Below are 26,642 nucleotides of genomic sequence, written 5' to 3' on the forward strand. Positions count from 1 at the left end.
AATCATCTGAATTGACGCCCATTTCAATTAACTTTTCACCTATTTTATTTGCCACATAAGCGGATTCGGCATAACTGTAAGCTCTATCCTCCATGGATATAAGCTTATTGTTTGGATTTTTCGCCAGATTATCATTGAATGCATCTAAAACATCCCCGTATTCCAGATTATGCTCTGTCTGATTATATAAATCCAATAGTTCAATATCATCTTCAGAGGTATAGTTTATGTCTTTTAACTCTTTAACATCAGTTATTTCATGCAATATTAACTTGAATGATTCAACAAAATGTTTGACGAAACTTTCTGAGTATAACTCTGAATATAAAAGCCTTACAGTGAATCTGTTGTCATTGTTAAAAATGAAAAATGATAAATCAGCAACCAAATCGTGGTCCAGCTCAGAAATGTTATAATTATAATCATTATTGATTACGTTGCTGAAAAGATTATGGGAGTACTGGAAGAATATATTTGAATTTAAATCATATTCCTTGGCTAAAACACGGAAAGGATACAAATCATACTTCATTACAGAATTAATTAAACCTGATGAATATCTGAAAAATGAATCAGTGTCCTGATTTCTGCAGTCCATAAGAACAGGCAGTGTTTTAACAAACATTCCTACAGACTCGGACAGGTCAATATGGCCTCTGCCGTCCTCAACAAGATTGAAGAGAACTTTTTCAGAGCCTGCAAATCTGGATAACGTGTATGCAAAGACACTGGCGAAAAACTGATTGTATGTTAGTGAGTGATTTTGCATAAACTCTTTTAAGGATTCCACATCAATATCAAAAGTGTCAATAAATTCGGACTCGCTTTTTTCAGTTTTCTTTGAAGGCAGCAGTTCATAAACTTCATCTCTATCTGCCAGCATTTCGTCAAAGAATTTCTGAGCATTGTCCATATAGATTAAATCTAAGGATTCTTCAAATGATGTTTGTCTTAAAATTCCATTATCGGTGTTGAATTCATCGCCGTTTAAAAAGGATGTAAACTTGTCTAAAAGAACATTCAGTGAAGTACCGTCAAAAATCAAATGATGAAAATCAGCGCATAATATGACGGATTCGTTATCTTCTACAATTAAAAATCGGGATAGTGTTTTGTCAGTATCAAACGCTTTTACAAAAGAATCCATATCCTTTATAGATCCTTTTCTAATCTCGGGATTTGCATCAAATGCCAAGGATAAAACGTCTCTATTTACAACACGGGCTTTCAAAACAGGAAACGCTTCAAATAATTTTATTAATGCATTTTTAATTTCACCGGCGGAATATCTGTTTTTGAAAGCTATTTTAAACGGATTGTTATATGCCGTACCCATAGAGTTAATGTTTTCATCAAGATAAACGTTTAACTGTGATTCAGACAGCGGACATGACTCATCAAAGGAATATTTGTCTTCATCATAAGATGTGTGAACACCTAAATTGAATTTAATGTTATCTGAAATCTCCTGAGGTGTGGAAAGTGCAATCAGTTCATTTGAAGAGAAATGAATGGCGAATTTTTCTTTCAATAACAGCTGCAGTTTCATTGCAGATAATGAATTTCCTCCCATGGAAACAAAATCATCGTCAATTAAAACATAATCAGCATTTAAAACTTCCTTAAAAGCGTCAACTACAGATGCGAGAATTTCATCTGCAATTTCTATATCCTCATGATTTAAAACTGTTTTTAATGCAGATTTATCAATTTTTCCGTTGAGATTTAAAGGAATTTTGTCTAATTTAATAAAAAGAGACGGAAGCATATAGTAAGGCAGTTCATTTTTAAGTTCCTCTTTCAGCTTTTCGATATCAAAATCATCTTCTGAGGTATAATATGCGATTAAATTATCCTTTTCCACATCAATATAAACGTCGGTAATTTCATCAAAGTTATCTATAACATTTAATATTTCACCATATTCAATACGAAAACCTCTAACGGACAGCTGGTCATCTTCACGGCCTATAATTTCAATTTCACCGTCAAAGTTATAAAATCCGATATCTCCTGTACGATACATTATTTCATTGTCTTTGCATGTGGAATAGGGGTTGGCTACAAAAACCTCTTTGGTCATCTCAGGATCATTTACATATCCCGGACTTATATATTTGCTTGAAACGCATATTTCACCCGGAACTCCAATTGGCATCTGCCTATTGTTTTTATCAAGAATATAAACCCAGGTATTGCTTACCGGCCGGCCAATCGGCACTCTGTCCGGTTTAATATCATTCAGATTATAGACTTTTGTAACACCAAAAACAATTTCGGTAGTTCCGTAAAAGTTAATTATCTGTGTGTGGGTATCTTTTTTAGTCAGTTCATTTAATTTTGCACCTGCAAAAACAAGATAATCCAGATTTATATCCTCATTTTCAAAAATAGGAATGCCTACACTTGGCGGTAAAAATATATTGTTCATATGAGTTTCTTTAAGGGTTTTTACCAGAGCTAAGCTGTCTTTCTGTTCTTTTTCATTGAATATTCTGCAGCATCCGCCCATGAAAAATGTTACGTAAACCAGGCATGATGCAATAAAACTGAAACTGAGATAACAGCCTGAAACATCACCATATGAGAAATTAAAGGTGTTTTTAAATGAAACGCATAATCCCGGATACTGACTGTTTTTAATCATTACTCCTTTGGGAATGCCTGTAGTTCCTGATGTAAATGCGATGAAAAACAAGTCTTCTGCGTCACATGTGATTTTTAAATCAACATCATCATCGTCATTTAACTCTTCAATGCAGATTGTATCTATTTTAAAATCATACAAATCCTTAAATTCTTCAGTGGTAATGATATAATCTGCATCGGCAATTTCAAGCATATGTTTTATGCGTTTGAGTGGATATATAGGGTCGACTGGAATAAATGCCGCTCCAATTTTATTTAAGGATATGGCAAGTTGCGGAAAGTGATAATTGCGGGGAAGAATTAAAGCAACACGGCTTCCCTTGCAAATATTGTAGTTTTCTTTTAAATCATATGCAATGGAATTGGTGGATTTTTCAAGCTCTCCGTAAGAAATTTGAGTGTCACCGTCATCTACAGCCATGGCTTCGGGATTGTTCAGTGCATGTTTTCGAAAGATTACTGAGAAAAAATCTTCATCATTGACATCAGCAGTCATTCCCCTGCAGTAATCTGAAAGCAGTGTTTTTTCTTCATCTGAGAGAACATCAATCTCAGATAATGGCTTATCATGTGAATTTAAAACTTCATTGATCAGTGATTCAATATTTTTTACCATATGCTCGATGTAAATGTCTGAAAAGAGATCAGCGTTATAAACGAGTTTAATGGAATTTTCATAAATGTTCAATGTTAAAGCTGAACCGTCGCCGTTGTAAACTTCAATATTTTCATTAAAATTGCTGAAGTCATAAACAGAATAGTAGACATCTTCATCCAGATAATTGTCCGTATTAACTTTAGTGTGACTTAAAGCATTGTTAAAAGACAAATTGAATTCATCTAGAAGCTCATCGAAGGAAAACTCATTGTCTGTGTGTATTTTCAATATGATATTTTTATCAAATATGTCTGAGCCGGATTTGCTGCGGGGATTGACAGTTTTAATAAAACATCCTTCAAGTCTGTCCACGTAAGAGAGATACAGTGAAAATATGCTTGCGTAAAAATCAAATACCGAACATTCATGACTGTCAGTATAAGAAATTACTGAATCTTCTGGGATAGTGATAATCCTGCTTTTATAATTGCTTTTGTTTAATTTGTAGAATTTAAGATAACTGCTTGAATCAGTAATCTGCTTCTGCCAGTAATGTGAATCATTATCAAAATCAGGGGAATTTAAATAATCATTAATAGAACTATAATAGGAATTCAAATCATTGTATTTGTGAGATTTATTCTGTTTATAAAATAACTGATAAAAATCATTTATTGATGTATAGTCAAATATTAATGATGAAATATTTGCTAAAAGTGTTAATTTTTTATTATTTTTTAAAACCAGGAACTTATAGAGAGGAATATCGATAACATTGTAAAATGCAGAACTGAAAAATGAAGATTTAATATTTTCAACTGCTTTATTTTCCAAACCGGAAACGTCAGTTATCTCATAATCAATTTCCTCATCACTATTATATGCATTAAAATTTTCATCAAATTTCCAGTTTAAAAAACTTTTAGAACTTTTTAAAACATCGTCAAGTGAAGAAAATTCATATTCATCAAAATTTAATAAAAATTTAATATCACAATATTCCATTAAAAATTCCCCACTAATAACAAACGATTTTTTGAATAATAAATATTTTAAATTTTACAATACTTATAAAAAAGTATTGCAATGCTATAAACTGTTCATATTTATATAAAATCATATATTTATAATCATTCATGAAACTTAATTTTTACATTATTCTAGGGTTTTTCATAGTGAGGTTTAAAAAATTTCTTCAGGTAAATTTTACTTGTAAAACAGGTCAAAAACCATAATGTTTATATAGTAGTAAAATCATAATATTAAGTAGACGACAAAAATTTAAGATATAATTTAACCACGCCATTAATATTGATGTAACTTGACTCTATACGAAATCTTTCTAAAAATATTGAAGGAGTTGATAATAATGCCACAAGTGAAAAAAACTACTGCACGGAGCGTAGTATTCTTTTAAACTCATCCGGTTGTTCACCAAACAGCCTGCCAAAATTTTAGTACTCAGCCGTAAAGCTAAAAATAACTGTCATCATTTAGAGGAAAAAATATGGAAATTAGAAGAGATAATAATATTGATGTAAGAAAAACCGTCACTAAAGCCGTAAACAACGATATGGAGTTTCATTTCTTTGTAGATGAACTCACTGAAAACAACTACATGCCAACTTATGCAGGATTTGCTGATGAAAAATACACATTTGATGAAATTAACGATGAATTCTTTGATTTTATCAACCGGAAAATCGCAGAAAACGGAGTGTATTTAAGAATCTGCTATCTTACAGGTGAAATTTCAGGAGATGAAGCCCTATTTCAAATTGAAATTGCAGGTAAGTCTTTAACTTATAAAACATCTGATGTGGATGAGGTTCAGGTAGTTGAAATGGCAGACTACGGTATAAAAATCACTGATTCAGAAATCATCCTTGGCACAACCGTTGACGGAGGATGCGGTCAGACTCCATACTTTGCTGAATTCGGATCCAAAAAAGGCAATGAAACCTATCTGTCAGTGGACAATCCATTAAATAAGTTTATAATCACTCTGATTAATGAATTTCTTGATAATTTTTAAAACAGGAGGTGGTAACGTTCATTTTTAAATTTTAATTTTTAAATGACTGTTAAAATTTTTTAAGTTAATCATCGAGGTTTAAATGAGTTTGGATTTAGTTAAATACACAGAAGAGATTGTTGAGTTTATCAATGCAGAGACATTAAAAGCTATTGATTGGGGAATCCTTGATTTAAGTCATGTAAAAAACATGGAACTTAAACGTGTGCTCCTTTTTGTTGAAGAGGCTTTGACAATGGAGCTTGAGAAAAACTACCTTGAAAATGACACAGGCATTTTTCGGGTAAGTCTTAAAGAAAACCTGTGGGTATATGAGGACAGCGAAGGAGTAATCGAATCCGATTGTCTTTTAAAGCTGAAAAAAGAGGTTATTAAAGAGAATAAAATCTGGTATGTATTTGACGAACTTTCATATGAAATAATAGGAGGTAAATGTGTTAAACGTTAGGGAATTGGTAAAATATGTATTTTTGGTAGGATATCTTTTGGTTTGCATTGTATTTGCAAACACTTTAATGTGAGGTGTATTGTATGGTTAGTTGCCCAAATTGTGAAGAAAAGTCAAGAGACACTTTTAAATATTGCAGGAAATGCGGATCTGCGCTCAATGGAGAAGTTGTTGGAGATTTCAAAACAGACATGCTTAATGTATTCAGGCATGATGACGGATATATTTACGTCTTTGCCGTTAAAGGAAATCAGGAAGTCATAAAAGCCGATACTTTAGAGGAGCTTGAAGAGAAAGTCCGTGATAAGAAATATCCGTGGGAGTTTAGAGACTGGAAAAACAGCATCACACATTCAAAGCCGGAAACCCATCCGTCTCCCAAGTTCACCACCAGCTTTCTTAAGGCAAGCAGCTTAAAGGAGCCTGAAATCATTCCAACATCATCAACAAGGCAAAACGTCCAGAAGGATGATGATGAAAGTTATGTTCCGGATTATGAAGTTTCACGTGTTGTTGAAACTTCAACTGACTTTTCCAATGTCAAAGCCAAAAGAAATCCCAACAGGGACTCAACAATTGCAGAAAGTGAAATATCAACCGAGTTCGGCATTAGGGGAGTATTCAGACACGACGGAAAATGGGCGTTTCGAACCGATGAAACCTCATATGCAATCCATGACGATACCCTTAAAGGCCTTAAATTAAAAGTTGAATCCAAAGGCTATGGCTGGCAGATTACAGACAGTGACCTTGCTGATGCATACTTTGATGAAGAAAAGCTAAAATCCAGGTTGAATGATGAGAGAATCCTTAAGGAACGAGAAGAAAACGAGGAATTCTGGCAGGAAAAACAGAAACTGGTTAAGGAGTTTTCCAAAAAAAGACAGGAGGAAATCGAAAAGAAACTGACCGATAAGAACATGGACAATATGCTTAGATAATCACTCTGACATCCGTTGGCTGCAAGTTTTTTTTTAGTTTTTTCATTTTCACTTAGCTTATTTTTCTTGCAGCCGGCAGTAATATTAATTCAACAAAATCTTTTTATCTATTTTTGATTAATATATTTATGATGAATCCGCTTAACATTCCCGATGATTATCTGATTTCAGATAACGAAGACAAAATAACATATAGCTTTAATCTGACAATAGTGACTGGTGAAGATAAGGTTAAATTCTGCATTAATGACTGCGAAACTTCTTTTATGAATCCTGATGACAGATTTATCCGTCGTATTCAATTTGAAAATCTCAATTTCTGCTTTCTGGCACAACACATTGAACATGAAATCAGAATCAAAAACATTTTAGATGATGCAGTAAGCTATTTGGGTCATGAAAAATACTCAAAGGCCATAGCTCTTCTCGATGATGTAATATACTATGATTCAGATTATGCTGAGGCAATACTGTATAAATCAAAGGCATTCTATGGTCAGGGACATTTTGTAAAATCCCTCAGGCACTATAAAAAAGCCGTTAAAGCAGACGGATCTCTAAAAGACATTGAATATCACAAACTGCTTTTGAAAAAGTCTTCACAGGAAAGGGACAATTTCCCGAAAATCAAAAGAAATATCTATGCGGGAGATGAGTATTTTGCAAAAGGAGAGTTTAAAAAAGCATTGGAGTCCTATGACAAGGCACTGGTCAATCCGACCAAATTCAAGGATAAGATTCTCTCAAAATTGTTGAATAAAAAGGCAACTGCTCTTCTAAAACTGGAAAAACGTGAAGATGCACTTGAGTGCTTTAAGAGGTCTTTTAAAATAAACAGAAATGACTATGCCAACTTTAACATCGGCATTTTGGAATATGAACTGAATGGATGTGTACCTGATGAGTTCAAAAAGCCATTGAAAATATCAAAAAGCCAGCTGATTAAAAAGGCATCTGTCCTCAATCAGGCCGGTGAATTCAGTCTTGCTTTAACATGCCTTGATGAGTATTTTGAAAATCAGTTTTTTGTGGATGAGATATATATCAAAGCATTGAAATTGAGATTATCTCTTCTAAAAGCTTTAGAAATGGATACTGATGATTGTGAACGGTTAATTTTTTCTTTAAATAAATATTTTAATAGATGATTGTCATTTTTTAAGTTTAAAAATTATGTCTTGATTCTACATATTATGGATTTGTTGCAGGTTCAATTCATGACCTGACTCTATAGTTGACAACTTTTCAAAATATGATTAACTTGATATGGATTTCCATAATCAATTTCTAATTTTTTTAATATCAATCAGCTATATTCATTTAAGGACTAATAATTTCTATAAAAAATATATTGTATACACTTTTAATCAATCATATCTTCAATTATTCGAAGGCTTAAATCAATCAGGATTTCTTATTGATTGGTGTAATTGTTATTAAGATGACAGTACAGATATATGAACAGGTGAGAAAATGGATGAATCAGAATTGGAAAAGCTAAAAAAGGAATCTGAAGTGGACAATTCACGTCTTGAGGAGATAATGACTCGTGAGATAACACCTGAAATGCAGATGGAATTTTTTGAAGTACTTAAGGAGTCCCGACTTTTCATGCCTGTGACCTTCAGCGAAAACATCTTCAAAGGCATTGAAAATGCAAAGGAAGGGGATGTTATTGAAAGTAACGGATCTGCAGGCTTTGACATCAACTATCTGACAGACAATGATGGAAACAGGGCTGTGCCTCTTTTTACAAGCAGCGAAAAAATAGAGGAAACTGGAATCAGAAGCTCAGTATATGTGCTGTACATGTCTGATCTGGCAGAAATGCTAAAACAGACTGACAGATACACTACAGTTGCCATAAATCCCCTGACAGACCATGACATCTTCATTCCTATTGAAGGATTTCTCTCAATATTTCATGAGATTTCCGAAGATGAGGAAAAATTCATGAAATCAATCAGTGAGCTTCTTGAGGTTCTTGAAAAACATTCCGTAGAACTTGAGGAAAACTCAACACTTATACTTAGAAATGATGAGAATCTGATGGTTGAAAATGCAGAAGATGGAGTTTTCACTGCAAGAGTGCCGTTCTATGCAAGCAGCAATCCGAAATATCGTGAGGATTTGAAATATACAAATATTCTTCTCATGCCAAAATCCAAAAAAATCCTGCCGCTGGGACCTGACCGTGAACTGGACATAGTTATAGCTCCAGGAACACAGTTTAAGCTTGAAGACCAGCTTGATGAGTTTACAAGCCTATGGATGTGCGGTGACCAGCCATTTTATAATGACTGATTTTTTTTACTTTTTTTTATTTTTCTTGTTAAAAATTATACGAACAGTTCTATTTTTCACTAAGATTAAATACTATTAAAGATATACTAAAATTATAATAGTTATATTGTTCAATTTAGGGGAGGTGAACAATTTGATTAGTGAAGACAATGGAGCTGCTAGAACAATACTGATTGTTGAAGATGAATCCATCATTGCTTTAAACCTTAAGTATGATCTTGAGGATTTGGGATATGATGTTATCGGCGTTGTTGATACTGGTGATGATGCAATCGATAATGCAGTTGAATTCCGTCCTGATTTGACTATTATGGACATAAATCTTAAGGGAGATATTAACGGTATTCAGGCAGCCAAAAAGATTCTTGCACTGGACCTTGCAGTCATTTATCTGACTGCAAACACAGATGATATCACGTTCAATGAATCGTTGTCGACGTCTCCGGCATCTTCATTCATTCCAAAGCCGTATGACATAAACACGTTATCAAAAAATGTTGCTCTGGCTATAAACAGACAGTCTGTTGAATCAGAAAAGGTAAATGAAGCAAGAGGAATAGCCAAGGACAAGGATGCTCCTAAAGAGGAAACACTTCAGCTTGAAGGTGGTGAAAGTGAACTTCTGGAGTCCGGGGATGAAAAAACAGATTATCAAAATTATCTTCGCTACGCTGATTTGCAAAAGAAGGCAAAAGAGGAGTATCAGCTATCAGACAATGCAATAAGACACTACAAATCAAAAGATCCTGATTCAAAGGAAAAAATCATAGTGGTTGAAGACGAGGCAATCACTGCCATGAACCTTAAGTATGATCTTGAGGATATGGGTTATGAGGTTCTTGACACAATTGATACCGGTTCTGAAGCAATCGAAAAGGCAGAGGAACTCTATCCTGATTTGGTTTTGATGGATATTCAGCTTAAGGGAGATATTGACGGTATTGAAGCTGCCAAGGAAATAAGTGAAATGGGTATTCCTGTTGTATTTCTGACTGCAAACACTGATGATGACACATCATTCAAGGCACTTAAAACCGCTCCTTACGGATATATTCCAAAGCCATATTCGCTCCAGCAGCTTGAAATGACAGTTGCAGTAGCATTGAGAAAGCATGAGGAAGACATAAAGACAATAATCAAAACAGAAGACAAGGTTTCAGAAAAAAACAAGGAACTCATAATTGAAAAGACAGATGTGGCCATAATAGTCGGTATCAGCATAATTCTCATTGTTGAAAGCCTTATCATGAGAAACGTCACATGGCTTCAGTGGATTTTATTCATCCCGTCAGCAATCATGATATTTTTGGCATTGGTCAGTCTCAAAAAGCAGGATCCTGTCAAGGAATGGGACGTTCCTCCATTCGTTACACTTATTGTTCCTGCACACAATGAAGAGCACACAATTGCCGAAACTGCAACCAGCCTTGCATCAATTGACTATTACTACAACGGAGAGGTCAACTTCGAGCTCATCGTATGTAACGACGGGTCTGAAGACAGAACAGGTGAAGTGCTTGAGGGGCTGAAGGACAAGTTTCCTCATCTAAAAATCATTACCCGTGTGCCTCCACGTTCCGGAAAGGGTAAAGGTTTTGTTTTAAATGATGCTCTTGAAATATCCAAAGGTGATGTTGTAGCAGTATTTGACGCAGATGCAAAGGTTGAGCCTGATTTTTTAAATATCATCATACCTTACCTTAACGATCCTGAAGTTCAGGGAGTGCAGGCACGTATCAAAATGTATAATAAGGATGAAAACTGGCTTACCTACATGCAGCATGTGGAACTGGCCGGTTTCGGAAACATCGTCCGTGCAAAGGATATACTGGGCAAGGCCGGATTTTTAGGAGGAAACGGTCAGCTGGTTAAAAAGGAAGCTATCTACGGCGGTGGAGGCTGGGACGGTTTTGCAATTACAGAAGATTTGAATTTAAGCGTAAAACTAATGATAGAAGGTTATGCAATCAGGTACTGCGGTGAAACATGGGTTTACCAGGAAGCGGTTCCTACATGGAGACAGCTTTTCCGTCAGCGAGCCAGATGGGCTATCGGAAACTTTGAAACTCTATTTATTTACGGAATTAAAATCATACGCTCTCCGATGCCAGTATTCAGAATGTTCGGAGTTTTAGAACACGTTGCATTCTACGGTCTTAACATGCTTGTGTTTTTCGGATTTATCGTATTTGCAGTCAATCTTATCGGATGGTTCCTTCTCCATAATGTGACAATAATAAGAATGGATGCTCCTTTAATTATCGGAATTCTTTCAGCATTCGGATTTTTCCCTGGAGCTGTTATCACCTTGAGCCGTGACAGGGTAGGGTTTTTCAAGCTGATTTATGGAGTTGTAGGATACTGGCTTTACTGTTTCCATTTAATTCCATTGTTTTTCATAACATCCTATCAGATGCTTACAAGAAAGGAAAGAACCTGGGCAAAAACAGTCCACACAGGTGATGATGAAGTTGAAGACGCAGTCGGTGAAGACATTCCAGTCGGTGAAATAGGAGAAAGCGAGGCGTTAAGATGAATAAAAGAGAAAGGTTAGCTTATATTATACTGATAATTGCGCTTCTGGCAGTTGTGGTTAATTTAGGTTCCATCAACAGTTTTTTAAGTTTCCAGACAGACAAAACTCTTCAGTTTCATGATTCAATCTATGTGGTTCCGGACCACTGGAATACAACTGATGAGCTGAACATGACCGGCAAAAGCGGAAATGCAATGACAAACGGCTATGTAATATTTGATGCCTGGGATGACTGGCCTGAAGACCATATGGGTCCCCAGTCAAAGGCCCGGCTGGCATCGATGGAAGACGGAGGATATAAAACCGTAAAAAGCGAAGTAATCAAGCTCGGTGGAAAGAATGTTACAAGAGAGTACTATTCAAACCCTTCCAGGGATACAAACACTACCTTTGACCATATGGGTGTTGTATACATTTTCACCAAGCAGGATCGGAACTACTGCATTGAAATACATTACTTCACAACAAACGACTATAACAATCAAAGCTATGTTAAGGAAATCGACGACCGTGTAGAGGATATGATGGCCAACATGGAAAATACCAAATACAACTGGTTTATATCTACATTCAACAGAATACTGAACCACCAGAGTGTTGAGTTCAATATATGAGGTGTAAAAATGGATGCAGATGAAAAAAGGTTAGTACTTAAAGATTTCAATCACCGCCTCAACAACGATCTGCAGGCGCTTTTGGCATTCATCAAGCTTCAGAAAAGATTCGGAATCGATGCAGATGAAATTATAGGTTTTTCATATGTTTCAACAGCATCAGTATCTGCAATACAGAACCTGATGTATTACTCAAATCACGAAGAAAACTTCATCTCCACTGAAAATTTCTTCAATGAATTTATAAAAATCCTAAATGACTATTATGCAAGGTCAGGAATTGAATTTGTGAATGAATCAGGTGAGGATTTCACAATACATCCGAAAAAGGCATTTCATCTGATGCTTCTCATAAACCAGATGATTTGTCTTTCAGTGTCATCATCACTGGATGGGGCATCTGATAAACGCATCAGCTTTGATTTGAAAAAATCAGGCGATGAATGTCATTTCAAATATTCTGATAGCGGTTCAGGTATTGGGGCAGTTTTTGGTGAATCTGAAATTCACGCAATGCTTTTTGACCAGCTTGTAAAGCAGATTGACGGGACTCGGAATGCTACTGATGATGATTCAAATGTTTCAATCAGCTTTGAATATCATGAACAATGATGTTATTTGATGAATGATTAATGAGAATTTTTTTTCACTTTTTTTCTATTTTTTTTGTTTTCTTCAAATATTGAAGATTTTTCCCTAGTTTTTAATGTAATTTAAATATTACCTACTACAATAATATTAATTATATACAATTTATAACTTATTTGGAGATTTTTATATGACATTTAAGAGAATTTTTTTAATATCAGTTCTTCTCTTGTTCATGTTTTTGACTGCATCGTGCGTCGGTGCAGCTGAAGACAATGCCACTGTTGGTCTATCTGACATGACAGGCGGCGAAGCGATAATTGAAGAAAATGACACTGGCGGTGGAAATGATTTAATCGGCAGTGAAGAAATAACAAATGAAAATTGGGACGACTTTAAGGACAGCTATCTTGACCCGACAGATGCCTATGAAGGATTAAACAAGTTCAGGGCTGAAAAAGGAGTATGGTGGTGGAATTCTGATGATACTACCGTAACATATTTCAATACAAATCCTGACAATCAGCTTCTTCCATTGGTAAGGGATGCTGCTTTGGAGGAAACTGCAAAAATAAGGGCAAAGGAATGTGCTGAGCTCTTTGAACATGAACGTCCTGACGGAACAGACTGTTTTACTGCATATCCTGATTATGGAGGCGGGGAAAATATTGCACGTTACTGTACTGCTGCAGGCTCTATAGAAATGTGGAAGGAGACTTTTGATGTTTCTCAGGATCAGGGCCACAGACGTAACATGCTTCATCCTGGCTTTACATGTGTCGGAATAGCCGGATACATGGACCAATACGGGGCAACATATTGGGTACAGGCATTCGGATGGAAGGAAGTTGACCGCAATCAGACATCTCCGCAAACTCCTGTGTATGATAATAAGATGACCTTTGATGATTTGAACATTCTCATAAAGAATGGTGCAGATATAATATTGAATAATGATTATATCTATAAAAACGATTCTTCTTTTAAGGAAGGCATTGTAATTGACAGGGACATGACAATTGACGGACAGGGTCATTCTATTGATGCAACCCGTCTTTCAAGGATTTTCAATATTACCTCAGACAATGCAGTCCTCAAAAATATAGTCTTTAAAAACGGAAATACAGATGGGTGCGGAGGAGCTATATATTCAACATGTGCAAATCTTACAATTGTAAACTGTACCTTTGAGAACAATTTTGCATATTACGGCTCTGCACTCTTTAGTTCTGCTGGAACCCTCACATTAAAAGACTGTATTTTTTCCGACAACATGGCGGCTCATGGAACAATATATTCAAAAGATACCTGTGTATATGCATATTCCACTAGTTTTACAGACAATTATGCGATGGTCTATGGAGGGGCAATAAGCTCTCTCAACAGCGATTTGACTTTAGATGAATGCATATTGACAAACAATACTTCATTTGACGGAGGTGCTGTATACGCAAATAATTCCAATATCTCAATGGCGGACTGCAGAGTTTGGAGAAATTCAGCATTTAAAACAGGTTCTATCTTTTTAAATTCAGGCACTGCTAACATATCAAGAACTGATTTCAGTAAAAATGCTATGAATGACTACTATTATTATGCCAGAGGAAGCTCCATTCATTCTGAAGGCAGTGATGTGTCCCTTTCAGACTGCAGCTTTTCAGACAACTATGCATATACCGGAGGAAGCGTGTCTTCAAGCAACGGTAATCTGACAGTTGACAGCTGCAGTTTTTCAAATGACACTGCCTATGTTAATTATGGTGTTTTATACATAACAGATTCCATTGCGCTGGTTCAAAACTCAAATTTCTCAAACGGAAGATCAATTTCCACATCCGGAGCAATATATTCAGATAAAAGCGAGCTGAAAATCATCTCCTGCAGTTTAAAGAATTTCACTGCAGAAAAGGGAAGTGCAATGTTTTCAATCAATTCAAAAATATATGCCCTGGACTGCCGATATGAGGACAACAATTCAACTGACACAGGAATCATATGTTCTGTATATGATGATTTAACTTTGGAAAACTGCAGCTTTAAAAACGGTACTTCTCCTGAAGGAGCAGCAGTATTTCTGAATAACTGTACCTTGAATGTATTGGGCTGTGATTTTATTAAAAATTCCGCCAGTGTGGAATATTATGCCGCCGGAGCAGGAATATGTTCACTCAATTCAAAATTATTCATAAGCTCCAGCAGATTTGAAGATAATTCACTATCCACAATGTATTACTATTGTCCGGGAGGAGCAATATTTTCTAAGAACTGTGAAATTTCTCTTGTCAATTCATCATTAACAAACAATTCCGCTACATATGGAGGTGCAGTCTATCTCACAGATTCCCGTCTCATCACTGACGGAAGCTGTTTTGAAAAAAATTCTGCATATTCAGGTGCTGCAATATTTTCAAATCAGAGCTATGTAAATTTAAAGCTTACCCAAGTATGCAATCATTTCCAGGACGGATGGGGTGTAATATATTGTGAAAACAGCAATATTGACATGTCCGGCAGCTCATTTTCATCAAACCGTGCCGACAGGGGCGGTGTAGTATATTCAGTTTATGGAAACATAACCGCAGCAGATTCCACATTCAGTTCAAACACAGCTTCATCTTATGGAGGTGCATTATACTCATATGACGCGCATGTCAGCGTATTTGGATGCAACTTTACAGAAAATGCTGCTGAATCAGATTATGGAGCCTATGGTGGAGCAATATTTGTGGAAAACGCAAAGTTGAATGTTGCTGACTCCAGTTTCAACAAAAACTTTGCCAATAACAGCGGAGGAGCTATTTACTCAGACGGTTATACTGAAATTAAATCATCTGCATTTTCAGACAATATTGTGGAAAATGATCAGTATTATGCAGTTGGAGGAGCAGTATCTGTTGTTGGAAACGGCAGTTTTAAAGATTGTATTTTTAAAAATAACTTGGCAAATACTACATATACCGCATCAGGTGCTTCTCTTTACCTCAGTAAGGGAAATATTTCTGTAAGCTATTGTAATTTCAGCGATAATCATGCAAATATGGGAGCTTCAATATGCTGTGATAACGGCGATATGAAATTAAGCGATTCCAACTTCCGCAATGAATATGCAAATGAAGGAGGATCTGTTTATCTTTCAGCATCCAGTTCAGAAATTTCAAACTCAAATTTTACAAATTCTCATGCAGGCTATCGTGGAGGTTCAATTTCTCTGAGCGCAAGTGAAGCATCCATTGACAACTGCAGATTTATGCAATGTTCTGCATATCTCGGAGGTGCTATATCCTGCGAATTGTCCAATGTTACAGTTTCAGACTCACACTTTAGTGATAACTCTGCAGAATTTGCAGGAGGAGCTGTATATTCATCACAGGCAAATACTACATTAACAGATTCTCAATTCAGTGCAAATACTGCATCTATTGGGGGCTGTGCATATGAATGTGATGCCTTGAGATGTACCTTTGAGAATAACTATGCATCATCCGTTGCAGCTGCAATATACGGTGCAAATAATCTAGCAACAGACTGCATATTCACAAACAACACTGCATTCGGAGACAATCCTACATTCAACACAACTACTAAAGGATGTACTTTTACTGCAAACAGAATCCTCAAAAGGGCACAGTTTGCCATTGAATATCTCCCGTCTGAATTTTATCAGGGCGACCAGCTATTTGTTTATCTCTACTCCGGATACTATGAATACATTTATAATGTTACTGTAATCCTCAAGGCATTCAAAGGAAATGAGCTTGTGCAAACATTTGAATACATTATCTCTGACGGCTGGACAGTAGATATTGGTGAAGGAGATTATGTCTTTGAATTTGAAGTTAAAGAACCTGATTATGTTGTAAGTCCTGTAAATGCAACAGTTAAAGTTCTTAAAAAGGAAATGGCTAATGTAAATATTGACATTGGTAATGTTACATACTCCCTCCCTGCAGCGGCTGATATTACAAGCAATGTTGGAGGAACAGCAGATGTCTATGTCAATGAAGGGTATCTTGGAAATATTGTCCTTGAGGCAAACAGGACTTTCAGCTTTTCACTTCCTGATTTTTCAGTTGGAAGCTATACATTATCTTTAACAATCGTGCCGACAAACCCGAAGATTGACCAGAAAACATTCAAAAAGGACTTTAACGTGATTAAAAAGCCTACATCAGTTGTCATTGAAGCGGAAGATGGAATAAACACTGAAAATGTTATCATTAATGTTACATCATCCGAAAACGGTAATGCTGTGATAAAAGCCGGAAATATAGTTTTAAAGGTATATCTCATGGCAAATGTCAAAACTCCCGTAGATTTGGGCATTCTGGAAAAAGGATCATATTCCGTTGAGGCAGTCTTTAGTCCTGGTGAAAACTACATTGAATCTTCAGATTCCAAAAACATCAGAATCTCTGCTAAAATATCACAGGAAGACATTAAAATCACACCTCCTGCGGAAGGTTCAAAAGATATAGTAATAAGTCTTCCGGCTGATGCAAAAGGTAAGGTTACACTTTCCATTGCCGGTGAGAACTATGATGTCGATGTCATTGACGGAAAGGCAAATGTGGTGTTGCCTGACCTTGCCGGTGACAATCCGTATACAATAACATACTCCGGAGATGACCAGTACGCAGGATTCAGCATTTCAGGAAATCTGAATCCGGACACAGACATTACAATCAGTCCGGACATGAAAATTGTTCCGTTGGACGGTGGAATTTATCAGGTAATGCTTCCAAATGATGCAGCAGGTAGCGTAACACTAACAATCAACAATAAGAACTATGATTTTGATGTTTTAAACGGCGCTGCCATTGTGGTATTGCCTGAGCTTGAAAACGGCAGGTACGCTTTCTCAATAGCATATTCCGGTGACAATAAATACGGCGAAGCATCTGAAAGCTTCAGTGTTGAAATAATAAATCCTTCAATTACTGCCGGAAATGTCAAAGTGACCTACAGTGCAGGATCATATTATCAGATTACTGTTTTAGGATTCGGAGGAAAACCTGCAGCAAATGCTGAGGTTGTCATAAAATCAAACGGCAAAAAGTTCAAGACACTTAAAGCAGGGTCTGATGGAATCTGCAAATTCAAGGTGGACATGGCTCCCGGAACATATAAACTGCAGATCGCTTCACTGGGAATTTCTGCAGCAAAAACATTGACAGTAAAACATCTTATGAGTCTTAAGAAGGTAACTGTCAAAAGGTCTGCCAAAAATCTTGTATTGCAGGCAACTTTAGCTAAAATCAATGGCAAATATCTTAAAAACAAAAAGATTACCTTCAAGTTCAACGGTAAAAAATACACTGCAAAAACAGACAAGAAGGGTGTTGCAAAAGTAACACTAAAATCCAATGTCCTGAAAAAGCTTAAAGTATCCAAAAAAGTAACTTATCAGGCAACTTACCTGAAAGATACTGTAAAATATTCTATAAAAGTTAAAAAATAAGCGGAAAGTTATTTTCCCTTATTTACTATTTTTTTTTTAAAATTCTCAATATTTCCTGAGGTAATGGTGTATTTAAAATTTTTTTTTTGTTAGTGAAAAAAGTACTGGCTATTTCTGCATTGGATGGGTTTAAAGTTTTTTTGCAATTTCGTTACCTAAATCGGTCAGCCTGTAAAGTCTTCCTTTTCTAACTTCAGGGTTTATGCATACAAGTATATCCTGTTCCCTTAACTGTTTGATTATGTTTGATATTATCTTTTTTTCGATACCTGCATCTGTTGCAATTTCGTTAGGCATTTTAACATTGCCTTCTAAAGTCTTTATTACTTTAATCCTATACTGGGAATTTTTAACAAATTCAAGTTCTTTTTCCATATTATCACCTCATAATACTAATTTAAATACAATTGATTTATGAATATCAATTGTTTATCTAATTGTTATTCTGTTTATATTTTGATAAATACTTTTTCAAATATTATTAATAACATATATACTTAATAACTCTAATTATTAGACTGTTATACATAACTATATAATATGTTATCACCATACTATAATTATGAAAACTGATATGGATGATGAAACATTGAAAAAGTATTCTTACGTAAACGTAAGCAGCTATAGGGTAAGGACGGTCAAGGCTCTTCAGGGAGGAGAGGTTGAAACACCGACAGGCATAGCGGAAAAATCAGGAATATTAAGAAATCATCTCTCAAAAGTACTGGGGGAGCTCAAGGAGGTAGGAGTTGCTGAATGCATTAATGAGGAATACAAAAAAGGAAGGCTTTACAGATTAACTGAAACAGGCGAGAAAATAGCTGAAAATTTAAAATAACCTTGAAAACTTAATCGTCACCAAAAATTGTAACTTAATCAGCACAATATAATTTGCCGATTACTTTAGAGAGAAAAAAAGAAGATAAGTGAATAATTAAATTCACTCAATAATGTTTTGAATTCTATTTGACTTTTACACTGGATTTTACGGTATCTTTAAGGTAAGTCACTTTGACGGTGTATGTTTTTCCTTTTTTGAGCTTTTTGATAACATTCTTGGTTAATGTCTTTTGGGAAATTCCTTTGGAGTTTGTTTTAACCTTGTAGGTTTTGCCGTTGAACTTGAATGTTATTGTTTTTCCTTTAATCAATTTGCCGTTGATTTTAAGTTTAGTTTTTAAGGTAAATTTCTTGGCAGTCTTTTTAACAGTGACTTTGCTGGCTTTAATTATATGGCAAAAATTATTTCCTCAGTCTTTTTTTTTTAAAAAATTGACGGCATTTAACAGGTGACTGGAGTAAAACCAATTTTCTTATATATTACCTTGTGCATAACATAATGTATGATTGAGGCAATTGTGGGTGCAATAATTTTCATAATTATTATAGCAGCATGCTGCGCCAGCGACAGCGGCTCTTCAAATAACACATCACCGCCTAAAAGAAACACCCCGGTTCAAAGAAGAACATATGATGACACAGATTCCTACTCGGAGTGTCCTTCATGCGGTGCACCTTACTATGACGGCTACTGTGAGGAATGTGGATATCCTGATGTCAATCAGGGTTGGATTGGAGAGGAATACGGTTAATAATCAAATAATATTCAATATAAAATTTAATTATCATTAAATCCAATAGTATATCAGGAATACATTAGCTGAGGTTGATGAAATGGTAGATGAAAACAATGCAATGCGTATGAGCAAAACAGAATATTATCTTGCAATTGCTCTTGTCGTATCAAAAAGAAGCACATGTCTTAAAAGAAGATACGGTGCTGTAATAGTAAACAATGATGAGATTGTAAGTACCGGATACAACGGAAATCCGAGAGGGGATGAAAACTGCTGCGACAGGGGAAACTGTCAGAGAATGAACCTTCCGTCCAATTCCGGAAACTACAATGACTGCTTTTCAGTACATGCAGAACAGAATGCAATGATCAGTGCAAGCAGAAACGAAATGCTTGGCTCAACCATTTATCTTTCAGGTGAAATGTATGCAGACGGCGAATGGGTTGAAATAGAGGATGCCGAACCATGCCCGATATGTTTCAGGATGATTAAAAACTCAGGAATCAAAAGAATTGTCTCCAAAAAAGGCATAACTGATTTAACTGATCTGGACTAGTAAACTTTTTTTTAGTGATTCCATGGGTCTTTTTAAAAACAAATCAGATTATCAAAGGCAGTGTGAAGCCAAAATCAAGGAGCTGTGCGGTGGCTTTTTGCCAAATGATGAGTTTGTAAAACGTGCAGTAAAATTCAACCATGAGAGTTCTAAGGCAAATACCTTTGAAAAGAGCGTTTTAAAGCACGAATGTGAAGACGGAACTTTAACGCTTGAAGGAATCGAGGACAGGCTGGATGAGCTTTTGCAGCTTGACTGTGAGACTCTCGATTTAAAAATCAGAAGCAGTCAAAAGCAGGATACAAGCAAATTCAAAACTCAACTGGATATTGAAAGATTCATGGGTGACGAATATGCTGTCAAATATCATGAAAAGATGGCAAAAACAGCAGGTAAGGTCAAATCAAATAATGATTATGATAAATCTAATGTAAGTCCTGCTGAAACTTCTGTTTCAGGCACTGATGAGCTGATAAAGCTTGCAGAACTATATGAAAAAGGATTTTTAACAAAAGAGGAATTTGACTTTAAGAAAAGACAGGTTCTGGGAATCGATGATAAAAACATTTCTGATGTGAGGCCTAAATTTTGTAGCAATTGCGGTGAGCCCGTTAAAAAAGAGGGCAAGTTCTGCTCAAACTGTGGAATGAGGATTTAACTTCATCTGTTAAATTTGCTGAAACATTAAGGAAATCTTTGGTATTGTGGGCCGGAAAATATGTTTTAGATGAATAGAATATTGAAAAAGACTTTCCTATACATATTTTTTAACTGTCAGTATATTCCTACAGCTTTTTTGTAACTTTTTTTTAACCATTGAATCGAAGTTTTCATTTGAGTAGTGTTAAAATTGCTAATAAAAAAATTTTAATAGTCTTTTGTTTATAAATAAATATAATATAAATAATGGAATATGAACTCTCTTTATCGAGAATAACGTTTTGCTTTACATATTTCTGATTTTAAATTTTTCTCTGCAATATTTAAGCAGCTTTCAAATTGTATTGCGAAATGTGATAATGAGCTTTTCTCAGTTTTAGATATTCATGCTGCCTGAAAGCTTTGAGAGTATTTTAAAATGATGTTTTTAGTATTATAATTTAGATTTCAGATGGGACGTGGACAGGATGCTTAAAAGAAAAATGTTTAGGGATATTGCTGAGTATAAGGTACAGTTTATCTCCATTTTTCTCATGGCATTTCTAGGTATCCTTGTTTTTACCGGAGTCTATGTGGATGCAGTCAGTTTTGAAACAACAACAAATGACTATTATAACGAGACCAATATGGCTGACGGCTGGATATATTCCGAATATCTTGTTGATGAGTTTCTCGAGCAGGTATATCTGCTGGGAGCTACCACTGAGATGGAAAGGCAGTTGGTTGTCGATTCACAGGCCAGGATGGATTACTCGCCTGACGTTACACTGCATTTTGTAGAAAACAACACAATATCCAAATTTTATTTGATTGAAGGAAAAAAGCTGGATATTAACGATTCACAGGGTGTATGGCTTGATAAAAGTTTTGCAGATGCCCGCAATATATCAGTTGGCGAAGAAATCACATTTGAGGCCAACGGCACTGAAATAACAAAGCAGGTTCGTGGTTTGGGTTATTCTCCTGAATATGCCTTTGATGTGCCGATAGGTGCTACACAGCCTAATTATACTGCAAAAGGTTTTGCTTATCTCTCACATAAGGCATTCCCGTCAGAAAATATTCCGTACAATGTTTTAAATGTCAAATTTGACGGCAGTCCGGATACCTTTTCAAAATTATTGGACTATCGTTTAAACGGGTATTATACCTTATTTTTAAAAAAATCAGATCAGCACAGTGTGGATGTGATTTCAGAGTCTGTCGCTCAGCAGAAATCCCTTGCATTTGTTTTTCCGATGATTTTTGTATTCATATCCATGCTGATGCTTTTAACAACCATGAAAAGAATTATTTCCAATCAGAGAACACAGATTGGAATTCTAAAGGCTAACGGTTTTAACAATAATCGGATAAGATGGCATTATCTACTTTCAGGCTTTTTGCTTGTGGTTTCAGGATCGGTTATTGGTGCTGTTCTAGGTCCAGTTATATTTTATATCCTTGCTTCACCTTCAAGGTTTAGAGTCTGGAAATTTCCGTTCTGGCATACCGGAGGATATGACTATTCAGTAATTTCAATCATTCTTATGGGTGCGCTGGCTTTGATAGTTTCATATTATTCCATTAAACAGATTATCGATGAGCCTCCTTCAAGCATAATAAGGCCAAAGGCTCCAAAATCATCAAGTCTGTCATTAGTTGAAAAATTAAAGTTCTGGAGAAAGCTTCCATTTGACCTGAGATGGAATTTCAGAAGCATTAAACGAAATAAATTCAGAGCAGTAATGACAATCGTCGGAGTATTGGGCTGTACAGTACTTCTGATAACTGGATTCGGATTATATGAGTCACTCAACGAATCCAGGGAATGGTATTTTGATGATGTTATTCATTATGAATCCAAACTGATTCTTGAAGACAATACTGATATCTCTCAGGTAAATGCCATTGCCGAGGAAGTTGATGGAGTTTCCGTAATGGAGTCATCCATTGAGATATTAAATGAAAAACCTGAATTCGTGTCGCTTATGGTTTATAATAGCACGGACCTGATCACGTTTACCGATGACAATCATCAAAAAGTAGATATTGCCAATGATGAGGTTTCCATTTCAAAAAAACTGGCAGATAAACTTAATGTCCATGTAGGCGATACTATCGACTGCAATGTGATTGGCGAGAATAAGAATGTTAAAATCAGAATTGACAGGATTCACTCAAGTCCGTTTTCCCAGGGACTGGTCATGTCTCCGGACAAATGGGAGAGTCTGGGACTGGATTATTCTCCGACATACATCGTAACTTCTCAGCATGTCAATGAATTGTCTGGTGTTAAGTCTGTAGTTTCTCATGATAATCTCGTCGCCGGATGGGACCAGATGGAGGAAGCTCCAATGCTTATAATCTATGCTATGATATCATTCGCCGTTGTTCTGGTTCTGGTGATTCTTTACAATTTGAATGTGATGTCTTTCAGTGAAAGCGAAAGGGATATTGCTACACTTAAGGTTTTAGGATTCAGAAGTTCTTATCTAACAAGACTACTTTCAGCAGAAAGTGCATATTTCATCATTATAGGATTTCTGGTGGGCATTCCTGTCGGATATCAGCTTCTGCAGATTATGATTTACTCATTTGGGGACACCATTTATATGAGGCCGTCAATATCAGTGCTGAATCTGGCAGTAACAATCTTAATAATTATCTCTGTTTCAGTAGTGACAGGCCTTTATTTTTTAGGCAAAATCAGGAAACTGAATATGGCGGATTCCCTCAAGGAACTTGAAAGATAACCAGTTTATTTTTTTTTATAAAAATATGGAATTCTGAAAAGATTTAAATGGAAAGTTATTTTAACTAAAATCCCTTTTTTCACTGCATCACTTAAATACTTCGGATTATATATTAATTATTAAGGATATGTTAAATATTTTTACACATCCGATTAAATATTGTTGACAATATTGAATATGGGGGTAAAATAATAAATGAAAGTAAATCGTAAACTGATGATTATTTCAATGGTTATTATTGCATTTTTGGCCGTCGGTGCGGTAAGTGCATCTGAAAACGTCACAAATGACCTTGAAATCGCTGATTTTCAAGAAACCATAGCCGTTGATGATAATCTTAATGATGCCGTTGCAGCCGATGATGAAAGCGAAAAAATTTCATCACCTCAAAGTGAAGTGGCTGTATTGGCGGCAAACGAGACTGTTGCGGATACTCCATCCAAAAACCGTTATGACTGGTCTACCCTTTACAATAAGAATACCGCTGACGACAGTTTGGTGATTGTTGATATTTCCAATGTTTTTGGAGGAAATAAAACAGGCGATTCATTTTTAGTATTTGATAAAAACAATACTGAAAAAGGTTCATATGCTGTTATTGGCCTTTCAAGTCTTTTAGGTGGAAACGGTACTTTTGACACATCATATGTCACACTTGACATCTCTTCTATTTTAGGAGGAAATAAAACAGACGATTCATTTTTAGTACTTGACTTGCCTAGTTTAGGAGTAACTTCTTTCGGCAATTCATCAACACTGGTTGTTGATTTGACAAATCTTTTAAGTGAAAACAGTTCTACTGCAGGTTCATTCATATCTATGATGTTCGGTAAATTTCCTGTGAAAAATGATTTAAGCACAGTATATGTGAACAAAACATTAAGGGGCATTAATCTTCCTCGTCTTTTCAGCGGAAACTTTACAGAACTTGCTTCAGCTTTAGATGGTTTCGAATGGGGTTTGATTTTTGGTCAGAACAGCACCAGATTAAATTCAATTTTCAATGAATTAAACTGGACAAGTATCTTTGACGGCAATCTGACTCAACTTACAGACAGTTTGAACTTATCTGATGTTGCATCATTATTAAATATGACTTCATTGACTGACGCTTTGAATTTAACTTCAGTTTTAGATAACATCTCTGTGTCTGAAGCGCTTAAATTTAATGTCACTGAATTTATTGACGGTTTGAATTTAACTGATTTGTTTGATGGATTTAACGCTTCTTCTATGCTGAAAAATATTAATCTGACCGGTTTGGCTGATAATGTTACTTCTATGCTGAAGAATGTTAATCTGACCGGTTTGGCTGATAATGTTACTTCTATGCTGAAGAATGTTAATCTGACTGGTTTGGCTGATAATGTTACTTCTATGCTGAAGAATGTTAATCTGACTGCTATAGAGGATAATGTTACTTCTATGCTGAAGAATGTTAATCTGACTGCTATAGCTGATAATGTTACTTCTGCGCTGAAGAAGGTTAATGTGACTGCTTTGGCTAATAATGTTTCAGACCGGTTAACTAATGCAACTGATTCATTGAAAAAAGCTGTTTTAACTACATTGTTTGACAGTGTAAATAAATTGTATGATACTGTGGAAGCTTTAGCTCAAAAAGCGGCTGATTTAAGAGATAATATTAATTTGACTGCTTTGTATGATAATGTTACTTCTTTGATTAAGAATGTTACCGGCAGTGTTGAAAAATACCTGGCTAACAATTCCATTATCAAAAATATAATTGACAGGATCGTGAAAAACAGCACAGCTCCGGTTGAAGTGCCTGCTGATTCCATTAAAAGCGCTAATTTAAATACTTATTATGCTGCTAAAACCAATTATTCAGTTACTGTAATGTCTGGAAACAACACTGTAACAAGTGGAAAAGTATTATTTACAGTAAATAACAAACAGTATACTGCCAATATCAAAAGCAATGGTGTTGCAACATTAAGCGTTAAATTAAAACCTGGAACCTATTACGTCACATCCAAGTATAATGATGTTTTAGTGCAAAAGAAAATCGTTGTTAAAAAATCAATCATTACCAAAAACGTTTCCAAAAAAGTCAAAAAGACAGGTAAGTTTACAGTTAAAGTCCTAAACACAAAAGGAAAAGCTCACGCTAAACAGACTGTAAAAATCAAATTGAAAGGCAAAACATACAAAGCTAAAACCAACAGCAAGGGTATTGCAACTTTCAAATTACCTAAAACTTTAAAAGTTGGAAAATACACCATTAAAACAACATGTAAAGGTTTGACTGTTTCAAATAAACTTACTGTTAAAAGATAATTGATTTTATCTTTTAATTTTTTTATTTTTTTAAAATTTGTATTTTGACACCTAAATGGTGCAAGAATACCTTGACTTCTTCAAGTCGAGGATGAATTGCATAAAAAGAGCATTAGTTATCAAATGCTCTTGGTAATTCTTTATATATTGTCTATTGATATATTATATTTTGTGTTCAAAATTAATTGGAATATAAAATAGATATTTTTGATGTGTTTTTTCATGTTAGATGAGTGTATTATTGTTAATGAAGGTTTGAGGGTTAAGTTGTATCCTGATAAGGTTATGAAGGATAAATTTAATCAGAGTCTGGGTAATGTTAGATTTGTTTGGAATAATTTATTAACAGAATACCAAAAAACCTTTGAATTATTTAAACAACATGGTTATACAAGGCTAAAATGCAATCAAACCACATTCAACACCATGTTAACAATGTTGAAAAAACAATATCCATTTTTGTATAAAAGTGAGTCAAGTAGCTTGCAACAGGTTTATCGTGACTTATTACACGCATTTAATGGATTTTTTAAAAACATCTCTAATTATCCAAGATTTAAATCCAAAAAGAATCCTAAAAATGGATTTAGAATACAAAACAATAATAATATCAAAATAACCAGCAATACAATTGTTTTACCA

General features: G+C 35.2%; 19 protein-coding genes. 16 read left to right on the plus strand and 3 right to left on the minus strand.

Annotated elements, in window-relative coordinates:
- On the minus strand, nt 1–4,252 hold a 4,252-nt coding region (locus QZN33_RS10610), incomplete at its 3' end, for an AMP-binding protein (RefSeq protein WP_296792218.1).
- 502 nt (nt 4,253–4,754) lie between these two features.
- Between QZN33_RS10610 and QZN33_RS10615 the strand changes: the two genes are divergently transcribed.
- From QZN33_RS10615 to QZN33_RS10655, 9 genes are all read left to right on the plus strand, one after another.
- A complete protein-coding gene (locus QZN33_RS10615; RefSeq protein WP_296792221.1) occupies nt 4,755–5,282 on the plus strand; it encodes a hypothetical protein in 528 nt (175 codons plus the stop codon).
- A gap of 82 nt (nt 5,283–5,364) precedes the next feature.
- Entirely contained in the window at nt 5,365–5,730 is a 366-nt protein-coding gene (locus QZN33_RS10620) for a hypothetical protein (RefSeq protein WP_296792224.1), read from the plus strand.
- 83 nt (nt 5,731–5,813) lie between these two features.
- Nucleotides 5,814–6,671 carry a zinc ribbon domain-containing protein gene (locus QZN33_RS10625; protein WP_296792226.1) on the plus strand — a complete coding sequence of 286 codons (858 nt, stop codon included), beginning with the start codon at nt 5,814–5,816 and terminating at the stop codon, nt 6,669–6,671.
- Nucleotides 6,672–6,799: 128 nt separating this feature from the next.
- Complete coding sequence (locus QZN33_RS10630; RefSeq protein ID WP_296792228.1) at nt 6,800–7,819, plus strand: tetratricopeptide repeat protein; 1,020 nt, start codon at nt 6,800–6,802, stop codon at nt 7,817–7,819.
- A gap of 325 nt (nt 7,820–8,144) precedes the next feature.
- A complete protein-coding gene (locus QZN33_RS10635) occupies nt 8,145–8,975 on the plus strand; it encodes an SseB family protein (protein ID WP_296792231.1) in 831 nt (276 codons plus the stop codon).
- A gap of 133 nt (nt 8,976–9,108) precedes the next feature.
- Nucleotides 9,109–11,511, plus strand: a complete 2,403-nt coding sequence (locus QZN33_RS10640) for a response regulator (protein WP_296792234.1) — start codon at nt 9,109–9,111, stop codon at nt 11,509–11,511.
- The gene (locus tag QZN33_RS10645; RefSeq protein ID WP_296792238.1) at nt 11,508–12,125 is read left to right on the plus strand and encodes a hypothetical protein; all 618 of its coding nucleotides are present in this window, start codon (nt 11,508–11,510) and stop codon (nt 12,123–12,125) included. Before QZN33_RS10640 ends, QZN33_RS10645 begins: the two co-directional genes overlap by 4 nt.
- Before the next feature lie 9 nt (nt 12,126–12,134).
- Nucleotides 12,135–12,737: a hypothetical protein gene (locus QZN33_RS10650; RefSeq protein ID WP_296792240.1), complete on the plus strand. Its 603-nt coding sequence runs from the start codon at nt 12,135–12,137 to the stop codon at nt 12,735–12,737.
- Between the two features lie 166 nt (nt 12,738–12,903).
- A complete protein-coding gene (locus tag QZN33_RS10655) occupies nt 12,904–18,171 on the plus strand; it encodes a right-handed parallel beta-helix repeat-containing protein (RefSeq protein WP_296792243.1) in 5,268 nt (1,755 codons plus the stop codon).
- Nucleotides 18,172–18,300: 129 nt separating this feature from the next.
- Here QZN33_RS10655 and QZN33_RS10660 read toward each other — a convergent pair whose 3' ends face one another.
- Nucleotides 18,301–18,546 carry a transcriptional regulator gene (locus QZN33_RS10660; RefSeq protein WP_296792246.1) on the minus strand — a complete coding sequence of 82 codons (246 nt, stop codon included), beginning with the start codon at nt 18,544–18,546 and terminating at the stop codon, nt 18,301–18,303.
- 199 nt (nt 18,547–18,745) lie between these two features.
- Here QZN33_RS10660 and QZN33_RS10665 point away from each other — a divergent pair, with 199 nt between their 5' ends.
- Nucleotides 18,746–19,009: a transcriptional regulator gene (locus QZN33_RS10665; protein ID WP_296792249.1), complete on the plus strand. Its 264-nt coding sequence runs from the start codon at nt 18,746–18,748 to the stop codon at nt 19,007–19,009.
- A gap of 124 nt (nt 19,010–19,133) precedes the next feature.
- Here the strand turns inward: QZN33_RS10665 and QZN33_RS10670 are convergent, their stop codons facing one another.
- The gene (locus QZN33_RS10670; RefSeq protein WP_296792252.1) at nt 19,134–19,322 is read right to left on the minus strand and encodes a hypothetical protein; all 189 of its coding nucleotides are present in this window, start codon (nt 19,320–19,322) and stop codon (nt 19,134–19,136) included.
- A gap of 192 nt (nt 19,323–19,514) precedes the next feature.
- Between QZN33_RS10670 and QZN33_RS10675 the strand changes: the two genes are divergently transcribed.
- The 6 genes from QZN33_RS10675 to QZN33_RS10700 form a co-directional block, all read left to right on the plus strand.
- Nucleotides 19,515–19,763: a hypothetical protein gene (locus QZN33_RS10675; RefSeq protein WP_296792255.1), complete on the plus strand. Its 249-nt coding sequence runs from the start codon at nt 19,515–19,517 to the stop codon at nt 19,761–19,763.
- 82 nt (nt 19,764–19,845) lie between these two features.
- Nucleotides 19,846–20,304: a dCMP deaminase family protein gene (locus QZN33_RS10680; RefSeq protein ID WP_296792259.1), complete on the plus strand. Its 459-nt coding sequence runs from the start codon at nt 19,846–19,848 to the stop codon at nt 20,302–20,304.
- Nucleotides 20,305–20,326: 22 nt separating this feature from the next.
- A complete protein-coding gene (locus QZN33_RS10685) occupies nt 20,327–20,962 on the plus strand; it encodes an SHOCT domain-containing protein (RefSeq protein ID WP_296792262.1) in 636 nt (211 codons plus the stop codon).
- Between the two features lie 469 nt (nt 20,963–21,431).
- Nucleotides 21,432–23,699: an ABC transporter permease gene (locus tag QZN33_RS10690; protein ID WP_296792265.1), complete on the plus strand. Its 2,268-nt coding sequence runs from the start codon at nt 21,432–21,434 to the stop codon at nt 23,697–23,699.
- A 195-nt stretch (nt 23,700–23,894) separates the two neighbouring features.
- A complete protein-coding gene (locus tag QZN33_RS10695) occupies nt 23,895–26,000 on the plus strand; it encodes a hypothetical protein (protein ID WP_296792270.1) in 2,106 nt (701 codons plus the stop codon).
- A gap of 222 nt (nt 26,001–26,222) precedes the next feature.
- Nucleotides 26,223–26,642 (plus strand): transposase (locus QZN33_RS10700; RefSeq protein ID WP_296792293.1); only part of this gene is annotated, 420 nt, incomplete at its 3' end.

The organism is uncultured Methanobrevibacter sp. (genome assembly GCF_900314615.1).
Taxonomy (GTDB): domain Archaea; phylum Methanobacteriota; class Methanobacteria; order Methanobacteriales; family Methanobacteriaceae; genus Methanocatella.